We start from the raw sequence: 12,555 nt of genomic DNA, 5'->3' as shown, positions 1-12,555 counted from the left end.
TTCGCAGCAAAGTGAACTCTGCATTCAATCTTTTAAATAACCTGCACGTAAAAAGCCGTAGTCTGAGGTGGTATACTGGCTGTCTGCGCATTTGAGTGGATGATCCGGACCGTTTGCCCGGGGCGCAGATTAGAAAGTCTGACCGGGCTGCCTGCGCGGTTTCTTATAATGGTATTATCCGTGATGATAAATACTGTCTGCCTGTTTATGTCACCTGGAACGCCGGTTGTAATAGAACGGTTGCTGGTATCTACGCTGACGATCCTGCCGGTGGACGTGGTGCTTGAAGGACGGCTCCCGCTGCGCACCAACAGCAGAAAGGCATTCGACTGGGGCGGAATGCTTCTGGTTGTAATTGGCGAAAAGATGGCATCCACCCACATTCCCTTGTGAATATCACATAAACACATGGTTCTGCCCAGCGAGTTGAGAATCACAGTATTACGGTGCACGTTTAGCTGCAATAGATTGATAAAAGTAATTCCGTCCGGAGTTTTGGAGGAGTATGATATTGTTACAGATCCGGTTGTACGGGTCTGCAGGAAAACTTCTTCCACAAGTGCATTACTGGCCTGCATCATATTTCCAAACCGGATAATATTTCCGATGTTGTTCAGTGGCATGTTGTTACTCCTGTTTATGATGTCTCTTTATTATATGATAACGGGGGCAAAAGGTCATTCCATACATATCTGCATGTCATGGAATGATCTTTTACCCCCGGTGCATTTATTCCGCATAAGTAACGGTGAGTTCATATGAATTGGTATTGTCTTCAGTAATCGGCTGTATCAGCGTTTCGATGACGGCTGCGGCCTGTTCTCTGGCCTGTTCAAGAATGTCCGTCTGTCCCGCTTTCGCTTCGGCATCATTCTTTGCATATGCGATTGCCTTTGTCGTATCTTCTTTGTTTGTCCAGTTAAAGAGTGCAAACTTTTCATCGTAAAATTCGAGTGTATCGGAATCAATCGTAATATCCTGTATTTCAGGGGCCGGTATCCGGATACTGATACTTTTCCCGGAGACTTCGACAACAGCCTGTGATAAGTCAATGCCCGCTTTAATATGTGCATCATAGATCATAGAGAAACTCTTTTTGTTGATAAAATCGATCTCACCCTCCGAGTATTTAATGATGCCTCTGTAGTCCAGCCTGGCAGTAGTAAGTGAACTGCATTTGCTGAGACGCTCCTCGATGGAAACGGCGCTGACTGTAACTTTGGGCTCTTTATTCAGAAGCTTTGCCCCGAGAAACCCGACCGCAACCAGGGCGGCCGCAGCGATGATGATAATTAGTGAACGCATTTTTTTCATGTGTATCCCTCCGTCTTAATCTCTGTACAGGTATGGTGTACCTGTATATAGTATATCTTGTTTGGAAAAGATAGTCTATCATTTAAAATGCCCTGGTAATATGATATACTATAAAACATATTGACTAAAATGAAAGGTCCGGGTAAATGAATGATGAGTTATCTGTTACAGTTAGATGGTGATATTTTGCTTTTTATACAGCAGTATCTGCGGCATGACTGGATGACCCCTTTCTGGAAGTTTATTACATCTCTGGGGAATGCAGGATGGTTCTGGATTGTACTCTCTATTGTGCTGCTGCTGTTTAAAAGAACAAGGAAAATAGGGATTACGGCTATTATAGCATTAGCGATAGGCGCCCTGATAACGAATGTGGCGCTGAAAAACCTGGTTGCGAGGATACGGCCGTATGAAGTGGTGGACGGCCTGAGGCTCCTGATAGAAAGGCAGCGTGATTATTCGTTCCCGTCGGGGCATACTTGTGCTTCCTTTGCCGCAGCCCTTGTGTATTACAAAATGGCGCCGCGGAAATGGGGAATACCTGCGGTCATTCTGGCGTCCCTGATCGCATTTTCACGTCTTTATGTCGGGGTCCACTATCCGTCGGATGTGCTGGCCGGACTCCTGATCGGCATATTTGCAGCATGGGCAGCCCTGAAGCTGTCCGGTTATATCAGTCAGAAGCGGACCGCGGGGACAGAAGAGTGCGGGAAAGAGGGAAAAGAAGGATGATAATCCGGGATTCCGGTTGTTACAGAAAAACAAGCCCTGAAATGACAGCATAGCGCTGCCATCTCAGGGCTTGTTCTGTTATTAGGCCTCTATTCCAGCCTGCCGTTACGTTGACCCGAATATTTGAGTGCGGCTTCCACAAAGCCTTTAAAAAGAGGATGCGGCCTGTTGGGACGCGACTTCAGCTCGGGATGGGCCTGTGTCGCAAGGAACCACGGGTGATCCGGAATTTCTACCATCTCGACGATTCGCCCGTCAGGGGAAAGGCCGGAAAGCATCATGCCGTGTTCTTCCAGCGCTTCGCGGTAATCGTTATTTACTTCGTAGCGGTGGCGGTGGCGCTCCTTGATTTCTTCAGTTCCATAAAGGCTGTAAGCCTTTGAATCTTTTTTCAGGACACAGGGATAAGAGCCAAGTCTGAGTGTGCCGCCGATATCTTCCACGCCAATCTGGTCCGGCATGATATGGATGACCGGATGCGTAGTGTCTGGTTTTAATTCCATACTGTGTGCATCATGATAACCGAGTACATCTCGGGCAAATTCGACGATGGAGAGCTGCATACCAAGACAGAGCCCGAGGAACGGGATGTTATTTGTACGTGCATATTTAATGGATTCTATTTTTCCTTCAATACCGCGGTCACCGAATCCTCCCGGCACTAAAATGCCGCTGACATCCTTGAAAATTTCATCTGTATTTTCAGCAGTAACGGTTTCCGAGTCAACCCATTTAATATTGACCGTAGTGTGACTGTAGATTCCACCGTGTTTCAGCGCCTCTACCACGCTGATATAGGCATCGTGGAGCTGGATATATTTTCCGACAAGGGCAATATTGATTTCCTGCGTCGGATTACGCAGGTTATCCACCATCTCGGTCCAGTCTTTTAGATCCGGTTTTGGACAGTCAAGGTGCAGGCACTCGCATACAACCTGTGCCAGATTCTCGCGTTCCATAGCGAGCGGAGCTTCATACAGGTATTCCACATCCAGATTCTGAAGGACGTGTTTTGACGGAATATTGCAGAAAAGAGAAATCTTGTCTTTCATGCCAGTATCCAGAGGAAATTCAGAACGGCATACAATAATATCCGGCTGGATTCCCATACCCTGAAGTTCCTTGACACTTGCCTGGGTCGGTTTTGTTTTCATTTCCTGTGAAGCTTTTAAATAGGGAATTAGAGTGACGTGTATCAGAATCACGTTTTCGTGACCTTTTTCGTGCTGGAACTGCCGGATGGACTCTAAGAAAGGCTGGCTTTCGATATCGCCAACGGTCCCTCCAACTTCTATGATTGCGATTTCCGTGCCTAAAGCGGCAGGATTGCGGTAAAATCTGCTTTTGATCTCGTTTGTGATATGTGGGATAACCTGTACGGTCCCGCCACCGAAATCTCCGCGGCGTTCCTTCTGCAGAACCGACCAGTATATCTTACCGGTGGTCACATTGGAATTCTTCGTCAGGCTTTCGTCTATGAAACGTTCATAATGTCCCAAATCCAAGTCTGTTTCCGCGCCGTCGTCTGTTACGAATACTTCACCGTGCTGTACCGGGTTCATCGTTCCGGGGTCAATATTGATGTACGGGTCAAACTTCTGCATCGTTACCGTGTACCCCCGTGCCTTAAGCAGGCGCCCGAGAGATGCGGCAGTGATGCCCTTACCCAAACCTGAAACAACTCCTCCGGTCACAAATACATACTTTACTGCCATAAAATCCTCCTTTGTGTGAATCATTAAAAAAATACTTAAAGAGTATATACCAAAATCCAAAAAAAATACAGCTTTTTTTTACAAGAGGAGAAATTTGGAATGAGTTTGTGTGGGAAGGGGTCGCTTGAAATGAGGATGGGACAGAGGACTGCGCGGGTGCATATGCCAGTTTTTGAGGCTGGACGTTCCCCTAAGCAGGCCTAAATAAAAACCCGGCGTATGCTCGGAAACCCAAGGGACTCACTCCGTTTGCCGATGCAAACGCAGTTCGGCCCTTGTTGAAATTTGTTTTGGAGAACAAATTTCATTCCGAGTATACGTCGGTTTTTTATTAAGTCCCGCTAAGGGTCTCTTTACACCTCCTAAACTGGCATATGCACCCGCGCAGTCCTCTGTCCCATCCTCATATCAAGCTAGGCGCATCCAACCACAAAAAAACTCATACCCCGGTAGTTTTCTCGCCAATACGCAACTGGAGTTGGCTGCGAGGACATTTTTACGATTCGTATAGGGGAGGAATAAAGTTCTGTTTTGCCGATACCAATACGCTTCATTTGGTAATGAGCTTCCTGATTACATTTGTCACTGCTGACTGGATGAACGCAGCTAAGTGAGAGGCGGGGGAGGGCGCCGTGTGGCTGTGTGGTGCCGGGTCGGAAGCCATAGAGCGAACTTTAGAAAACGTTATAGAAAAAACGGAAAAAATGAAGGTCGAAATTTGATGTTCAACATCAAATTTTGCAGCCGACTTGGCGGAAAATCATCAGGATTTTCCACCATATCGGCTGGTGCCTTCATTTTATCCGTTTTTTCTATTACGGTTTCTTAGTAAGCGGACAGGCTTTGAACCGGCACCACACAGCAACACGGCGCCCTCCCCCGCCTCTTACTTAGCGTCCCTCATCCTATCTAGTGGTAAATATGATCAGTCTCATAAACTGCCTCGCAGGTGAGTTGTACGCCTAGTTTTTTGAATGTTTTGATATCTACGTCTGACAGCATGACGGATGTATGTGCCTGGCAGCCGTCCAGTTTGGGGAGCTGTTCCAGTGCTTTTCTTGCGAGGCTGCTGTTGGCGGCGCTGGCGGAGAGGGCGATGAGCACCTCGTCGGTGTGGAGGCGAGGGTTCTTGCTCTTTAAGTAGTCTACCTTCAGCTTCTGGATCGGCTCGATGGATTCCGGAGAGATGACATGCAGTTCGTGGTCAATCCCGGCCAGTTCTTTGATGACATTCAGCAGGAGGGCTGCGGAAGCTCCGAGCAGGTTCGTTGTCTTTCCGGTTATGAGCCTGCCGTCGTCCAGTTCGAGGGCAGCAGCGGGGCCCTGTGTCTCTTCGGAGCGTTCACGGGCCTTTTCCACGACCTTCCTGTCCTGTACGGTCACGTTGGCCTGATTCATGAGAATCTCAATCTTCTGGGCCTCTTCCTCTGAGCTTGTACCCTGTACAAGGGAGTTCAGGGAGGCAAAATATCTGCGGACAATCTCCTGGCGGGATGCTTCGCGGCAGGCTTCATCGTTGCAGATACAGTTGCCGGCCATGTTGACACCCATGTCTGTCGGAGACTTGTACGGGCTTTTCCCGTAAATTTTTTCAAAAATGGTATTTAATACCGGAAAAATCTCCACGTCGCGGTTATAATTTACCGTTGTCTTGCCATATGCTTCTAAGTGGAACGGATCGATCATATTGATATCATTCAAATCGGCCGTGGCAGCTTCATATGCCAGATTAACCGGATGCTTAAGCGGCAGGTTCCAGATGGGAAATGTTTCAAATTTGGCATAGCCTGCATGAATTCCGCGTTTATGTTCATGATATAACTGTGAAAGGCATGTGGCCATTTTTCCGCTCCCGGGTCCCGGGGCTGTGACGATAACCAGTGGGCGGGACGTTTCGATATATTCATTCTTACCGTATCCGTCATCACTTACAATCAGTGGGATATTTGACGGATAGCCGGCGATATTATAATGGATGTAGACACGGATGCCGAGATTCTCAAGGCGGTTTTTGAAAAGCTGAGCGCTTTCCTGGCCGGAGTACTGGGTAATGACAACACTTCCTACATACAGGCCGTTGTCCCCAAAGGAATCCATCAGGCGCAGAACGTCTGAATCGTATGTAATACCCAGATCACCGCGGACCTTATTTTTCTCAATATCACGAGCACTGATGACGATGACGATCTCGGCCTGGTCGCTGAGCTGCTTCAAAAGCCTTAATTTGCTGTCCGGTGCAAAGCCCGGCAGGACTCTGGCTGCATGGTAATCGTCGAATAACTTTCCCCCGAATTCAAGATACAGCTTGTTATCAAACTGGTTTATCCTTTCGCGGATATGTTCTGACTGCATGGTTAAATATTTTTCATTATCGAATCCTATTTTCATTTTCTCTTTCCTCACTCATGACATATTTCGTAACCAGTATACTATAAAATGCCCCGTGTTTACAATATTTTCATAATCTTTTTATTGATTTATGGGGAGCCTGTACTTATAATGGGGATAGTGGATTTTAGGAGGCTTAAGAATGGATAATCAGAATAACAGAAATAACAAAGATCCTAAAAACAATCGCCAGGGCTGGGGAATCATCCTCGTGACAACGCTGTTGACTGTTTTTATAGTAATGGGACTGGTTTCAATGATGCAGGATAAGAATCCTGAGGAGATCAGCTATGATAAATTCCTGAAGATGGTGGATGACGGTGAAGTTGAAAAAGTTACGATTGATTCAACGAAGCTGTACATCACGCTGAAGGATGATGCCAGAAAAAAGGAAGGTACAAAGACGGCATCTGATATTGTCAGCCAGCTGGAAGATAAGAAAGAGGATCAGGAAAAGGCACCGGATTACTATACCGGCGCAGTAAGGGATGATACACTGTCCGAACGGCTTTACAAAGCCGGGGTAGAGTATGAGCAGAACATACCGGATACGGCATCCTCCATGATATTTGAGATATTTATTACAGTGATACTCCCGATACTTCTGCTCGTAATTCTGTTTAATTTCCTCATGAAGCGTATGTCAAAGGGCGGCGGCATGATGGGAATCGGCAAGAGCAATGCAAAGGTATACGTGGAGAAGGAGACCGGGGTCACATTCCAGGATGTGGCAGGCCAGGATGAGGCGAAGGAGTCTCTTCAGGAGGTTGTTGATTTTCTGCATAACCCGGGAAAATACACCGGAATCGGTGCTAAGCTTCCGAAGGGAGCCCTGCTCGTGGGCCCTCCGGGTACAGGTAAGACCCTGTTGGCAAAGGCTGTTGCAGGAGAAGCAAAGGTGCCGTTCTTTTCCCTGTCCGGTTCGGCGTTTGTAGAGATGTATGTCGGCGTCGGGGCATCCCGTGTGCGTGACCTGTTCAAGCAGGCACAGCAAATGGCGCCATGTATCGTATTTATTGATGAGATTGATGCGATCGGTAAGACACGTGATACCGCAATGGGCGGGAATGATGAACGTGAACAGACCCTGAACCAGCTGCTGGCTGAGATGGATGGATTTGACACGAATAAGGGCCTTCTGCTTCTGGCGGCAACAAACCGTCCGGAGGTACTGGACCCGGCGCTTTTAAGGCCGGGACGTTTTGACAGGCGTATTATCGTGGATAAGCCGGATTTGAAGGGACGTGTGGATGTCCTGAAGGTACATTCCAAGGATGTTAAGATGGATGAGACAGTCGATCTGGAGGCAATTGCACTGGCTACCTCAGGTGCAGTAGGTTCAGATCTTGCCAATATGATCAATGAGGCTGCGATTAATGCAGTCAAGAATGGCAGACAGGTTGTCAGCCAGAAGGATTTATTTGAAGCAGTGGAAGTTGTGCTGGTCGGTAAAGAGAAGAAAGACCGCATCATGAGCGGGGAGGAACGTAAGATCGTATCCTACCATGAGGTCGGCCATGCGCTCGTCAGCGCGCTCCAGAAGGATGCAGAGCCTGTACAGAAGATCACGATCGTTCCGAGAACGATGGGGGCTCTTGGATATGTCATGCAGACACCGGAAGAGGAGAAGTTCCTGAACACGAAGAAGGAACTGGAGGCTATGCTGGTCGGTGCACTTGCAGGACGTGCCGCGGAGGAGATTGTATTTGACACCGTTACTACAGGGGCATCCAATGATATCGAGCAGGCAACAAAGATTGCCAGAGCCATGATCACCCAGTATGGAATGTCTGAGAAGTTCGGCCTTATTGGTCTGGAATCAATCCAGAACCGTTATCTTGACGGCCGTCCGGTTATGAACTGCGGTGAAGCGACAGCGGCCGAGATAGATGGCGAAGTCATGACTATGCTGAAGAATGCATATGAGGAGGCAAAGCGCCTCTTAAGCGAGAACAGAGAAGCACTCGATAAGATTTCCGCATTCCTCATTGAGAAGGAGACGATCACCGGAAAAGAATTCATGAGAATCTTCCGTGAAGTGAAAGGGATCGAGGAGCCGGAAGAGGGAAGTGAGCCGAAAAAAGATGTCCGTGTTACAATGAAGCCGGCGGAAGAAGGCGGCCAAAAAGGTTTAGAGGCACATGTGAACGAGGATTATCCTGCAGATCACAGCCAGGAATAAAGAAGGAATACAGGAAAAGCCGGGAGACGCTAAGCGTAGTCCGGCTTTTCAGTTTGTGCGTTATGTACGCGCATGTAAACCGTAATATTTTTTTCTTTAGCGCTTCCTTTTCTCGTAAAAATCCTTCACAAATACCCGAACAGGCATTATAATATAGGTCATGGAAAATAATAATTTTGATATACAGGAAGAATTGAAAAAGCTCCCGGGCAAGCCAGGAGTTTATATTATGCATGACGAGAAGGACAATATCATATATGTGGGCAAGGCCATCAGCCTGAAGAACCGGGTACGGCAGTATTTCCAGAGCAGCAGGAATAAGGGGGTTAAGATCGAGCAGATGGTTACGCATATACGGAGGTTTGAGTATATCGTGACAGATTCGGAACTGGAGGCGCTTGTTCTGGAGTGTAACCTGATTAAGGAGCACAGGCCGAAGTATAACACCATGCTGATGGATGACAAGGCTTACCCTTTTATTAAGGTCACGACAAATGAGCCGTTCCCGAGGGTCATGCTTGCAAGAAAGATGCTCAAGGATAAGGCCCGGTATTTCGGCCCGTATACGAGTGCACAGGCGGTGCGCGATACGATCGACCTGCTCCACAAGCTGTACCATATACGCAGCTGTAACAGGAGCCTGCCGAAGGATATCGGGAAGGAACGTCCGTGCCTGAATTACCATATTAAGCAGTGTGACGCTCCCTGCCAGGGGTATATTTCCAAGGAAGAGTATGCAAAAGCGGTTCAAGAGGTAATCCGCTTCCTGAACGGGAATTTTGACGTAATCTTAAAGGAACTGCAGGAAAAGATGGATGCCGCTTCTGAGGCACTTGAGTTCGAGAAGGCGATTGAATACCGGGAATTGCTGAACAGTGTGAAGAAGGTCGCACAGAAGCAGAAGATAACAGACAGCAGCGGCGAGGATCGTGACGTGCTGGCGGTGGCTTCAGAGGAAGAGGATGCTGTGGTGCAGGTCTTCTTTATCCGCGGCGGAAGGCTGATCGGGCGGGACCATTTTTACCTGCGCATTTCAAAGGACGAGCCGCACAGTGAGGTGCTGGACAGCTTTATTAAGCAGTATTATGCGGGAACACCGTTTATCCCGGGTGAGCTGATGCTTCCGGAAGAACTGGAAGACATGCACCTGCTGGAAGAATGGCTGGGTACAAAACGGGGCGGGAAAGTAAGCATCAGGGTCCCTAAAAAAGGAACAAAAGAAAAGCTGGTGGAACTGGCTGCCAATAATGCTTCGCTCGTTTTGAATAAGGATAAAGAGCGCTTAAAGAGGGAAGAGGGCAGGACGATCGGTGCGGTCAGGGAAATCGCAAAAATGCTTGATCTGGACGGCGTCAGCCGCATGGAGGCATATGATATTTCGAATACAAATGGATTTGAGTCCGTTGGTTCGATGGTCGTATATGAGCGCGGGAAACCAAAGCGTAATGATTACAGAAAGTTTAAGATCAAAGGGATCCAGGGCGCGGATGACTACGGAAGTATGAGGGAAGTCCTGACAAGACGTTTCACACATGGCCTCAGGGAGCGTGAGGAGAGTAAAGAACTCGGCGGTTTCACTTCATTCCCGGACCTGATCCTCATGGATGGCGGAAAAGGACAGGTGAATGTCGCACTGGAAGTTCTGGATGAACTGCGTCTCAATATTCCTGTCTGCGGCATGGTAAAGGATGATTTCCACAGGACGAGGGGGCTTTACTACCACAATGAGGAGATTGCGATCGACAAATCCTCCGAGGCCTTCCGGCTGATTACAAGGATTCAGGACGAGGCCCACCGCTTTGCCATAGAGTACCACAGGCAGCTTCGGTCAAAGGGACAGGTACATTCAATTCTGGATGATATAGACGGCATCGGGCCAGCCAGAAGAAAGGCACTCATGCGCCATTATCTGAGCCTGGATGCGATCAAGGCTGCAACGGTGGAAGAACTGTCGGCCGTTCCGTCCATGAATGAAAAATCGGCGGAGGCAGTGTATAAGTTTTTTCACGGAGAATAAGGCAGTCTGATATGGTATAATGCCCGCACTTGGCGAGGTATTATCGAGCCTAGTAAGACATACACCTAAATACTTAACGAGGTATTTCACGAGTTTAGTATTTATGGTATAATGCTCGCACTTGGCGAGGTATTTACGAGGCTAGTAAGACATACACCTAAATACTTAACGAGGTATTTCACGAGTTTAGTATTTATGGTATAATGGATAAAGAATTTGTGTTGAAAGTGATAATGATAAAGGAGATTATTATGGGACAAGGAGTAAAGTTAAGCGAAATTGTTGAAAAGATGGATTTAAAGAATCTGACTCCTGATGTTGAACTGATCGGACGTGAGGTGAATGTGCCGGATATTAACAGACCTGCACTTCAGCTGACTGGGTTTTTTGATCATTTTGACTCGGACAGGGTACAGATGATTGGATATGTGGAGTATGCATATCTTGAGACTTTGAGTGAGGAAAGAAAGCACCAGATATATGATGAGCTTTTGAGCCATCAGGTCCCCTGTATTGTTTTCAGCAGAGATATGGAGCCTGACCCGGAACTGCTTATCAAGGCCGTACAGCATCAGGTGCCGATTTTTACAACTTCGAAATCTACCTCCTCATTTATGGGTGAGATCATCCGCTGGCTGAATGTGAAGCTGGCTCCGTGCATTTCCATACACGGGGTACTGGTGGATGTTTATGGTGTTGGTGTTCTGATTATGGGCGAGAGCGGGATTGGTAAGAGTGAGGCGGCCCTTGAACTGATTAAGAGAGGACACCGTCTTGTTACGGACGATGTTGTAGAGATCAGAAAAGTAAGCGATGATACATTAGTGGGAGCTGCGCCAGATATTACGAGACATTTTATAGAGCTTCGGGGCATTGGCATTGTTGACGTGAAGTCGATGTTCGGTGTGCAGAGCGTCAGAGAGACACAGAATATCGATCTGGTTATTACTCTGGAAGACTGGAACCGGGACAAGGAATATGACAGACTGGGGCTGGAAGAGAATTATACAGAGTTTCTGGGCAACCGTGTTGTCTGCCACAGCATTCCGATCCGTCCGGGACGTAATCTTGCGATTATCGTAGAATCAGCGGCTGTCAACCACAGACAGAAACAGATGGGATATAATGCTGCACAGGAATTATATAAGCGTGTGCAGGAGAATCTGGCAAAGAACAGATAGGTTTAACGAACATAAAAGGCAGATAGGAGAAGAATCATGAAGTATTGTTTTGGCGTTGATATCGGAGGAACTACAGTAAAACTGGGTCTGTTTGAGGAAACAGGGGAGATTCTTGACAAATGGGAGATCAAGACCCACACGGAAGAGGAAGGAAAGGCGATCCTGCCGGATATCGCACAAACCATCCTTGCAAAGCTTGAGGAGAAGCAGATTCACAAAGAAGATGTGCTTGGGGCAGGAGTCGGCGTACCTGCACCAGTGACAGAAGACGGAATTGTCAATGGCAGTGCTAATCTTGGATGGAACTATAAAGAAGTGAAAAAAGAGATGGAAGAATTGACCGGACTGCGTGCAGAGATCAATAATGATGCGAATGTAGCCGCTCTGGGTGAGATGTGGAAAGGCGGCGGGGCAGGCCAGAAGAATATGATCATGGTTACCCTTGGCACCGGAGTTGGCGGCGGCGTGATCATTGCAGGCAGAGTCGTGACAGGGGCGCATGGAGCCGGTGGTGAGATCGGCCACATCTGTGTGAATTATGACGAGACGGAAGTGTGCGGATGTGGAAAACGCGGTTGTCTGGAGCAGTATACATCTGCGACAGGGATTGTTCGTCTGGCTAAAAGAAAGCTTGAGAATGAGACCCGTGATACGATGCTTGTAAGGGACACTGTGACAGCGAAGGACGTGTTTGATGCGGTAAAAGCCGGAGATCTCGTTGCCGCCGAGGTGGCAGAGGAATTCGGTATTTATCTTGGCCGTGCACTCGCAAATCTTGCAGCGGTCACTGATCCGGCTGTATTTGTAATCGGTGGAGGAGTGTCCAAAGCGGGAGAAGTTCTGATCCCTTATATTGAGAAGCCTTATATGGAGTCTGCACTATTTGCAAATAAAGAAGTGAAATTTACACTGGCAACACTGGGAAATGATGCAGGGATATGTGGGGCAGCCAAGCTTGTACTGTAAAGTCGTTTAGATCTATTCACAAGTGTTTATGAATTATAAAACAGCAGAGAAGATAAGGAA

The 12,555-nt window shown here is 47.7% G+C and carries 9 protein-coding genes; 5 read left to right on the top strand and 4 right to left on the bottom strand.

What is annotated here, in order from left to right:
- Positions 1–32: 32 nt before the first annotated feature.
- Both A8806_RS02335 and A8806_RS02330 read right to left on the bottom strand, forming a co-directional pair.
- A complete protein-coding gene (locus A8806_RS02335; protein ID WP_109729541.1) occupies positions 33–623 on the bottom strand; it encodes a hypothetical protein in 591 nt (196 codons plus the stop codon).
- 106 nt (positions 624–729) lie between these two features.
- Positions 730–1,314, bottom strand: coding sequence for a DUF4230 domain-containing protein (locus A8806_RS02330; protein ID WP_207657839.1), 585 nt, complete (start codon positions 1,312–1,314; stop codon positions 730–732).
- Positions 1,315–1,467: 153 nt separating this feature from the next.
- On the opposite strand from A8806_RS02330, the gene A8806_RS02325 reads away from it, so the two are divergent.
- Positions 1,468–2,046, top strand: a complete 579-nt coding sequence (locus A8806_RS02325) for a phosphatase PAP2 family protein (protein WP_109729540.1) — start codon at positions 1,468–1,470, stop codon at positions 2,044–2,046.
- An 89-nt stretch (positions 2,047–2,135) separates the two neighbouring features.
- Here the strand turns inward: A8806_RS02325 and A8806_RS02320 are convergent, their stop codons facing one another.
- Positions 2,136–3,761 (bottom strand): CTP synthase, encoded by a 1,626-nt coding sequence (locus tag A8806_RS02320; protein WP_109729539.1) that lies wholly within the window; start codon positions 3,759–3,761, stop codon positions 2,136–2,138.
- Positions 3,762–4,670: 909 nt separating this feature from the next.
- Positions 4,671–6,149 (bottom strand): DUF1846 domain-containing protein, encoded by a 1,479-nt coding sequence (locus A8806_RS02315; RefSeq protein WP_109729538.1) that lies wholly within the window; start codon positions 6,147–6,149, stop codon positions 4,671–4,673.
- A 142-nt stretch (positions 6,150–6,291) separates the two neighbouring features.
- Between A8806_RS02315 and ftsH the strand changes: the two genes are divergently transcribed.
- From ftsH to A8806_RS02295, 4 genes are all read left to right on the top strand, one after another.
- Positions 6,292–8,331, top strand: a complete 2,040-nt coding sequence (gene ftsH / locus A8806_RS02310; protein ID WP_109729537.1) for an ATP-dependent zinc metalloprotease FtsH — start codon at positions 6,292–6,294, stop codon at positions 8,329–8,331.
- Between the two features lie 160 nt (positions 8,332–8,491).
- Positions 8,492–10,348, top strand: a complete 1,857-nt coding sequence (gene uvrC, locus A8806_RS02305; RefSeq protein WP_109729536.1) for an excinuclease ABC subunit UvrC — start codon at positions 8,492–8,494, stop codon at positions 10,346–10,348.
- A gap of 251 nt (positions 10,349–10,599) precedes the next feature.
- The gene (gene hprK / locus A8806_RS02300; protein ID WP_109729535.1) at positions 10,600–11,529 is read left to right on the top strand and encodes an HPr(Ser) kinase/phosphatase; all 930 of its coding nucleotides are present in this window, start codon (positions 10,600–10,602) and stop codon (positions 11,527–11,529) included.
- Positions 11,530–11,565: 36 nt separating this feature from the next.
- Positions 11,566–12,495 carry an ROK family glucokinase gene (locus tag A8806_RS02295; RefSeq protein ID WP_109729534.1) on the top strand — a complete coding sequence of 310 codons (930 nt, stop codon included), beginning with the start codon at positions 11,566–11,568 and terminating at the stop codon, positions 12,493–12,495.
- Positions 12,496–12,555: the final 60 nt, after the last annotated feature.

It is taken from the genome of Faecalicatena orotica (assembly GCF_003149245.1).
Lineage (GTDB): Bacteria > Bacillota > Clostridia > Lachnospirales > Lachnospiraceae > Faecalicatena_A > Faecalicatena_A orotica.
Note: the sequence above shows the minus strand (reverse complement) of the source record. Positions and strands in the feature narration are given on the sequence as shown.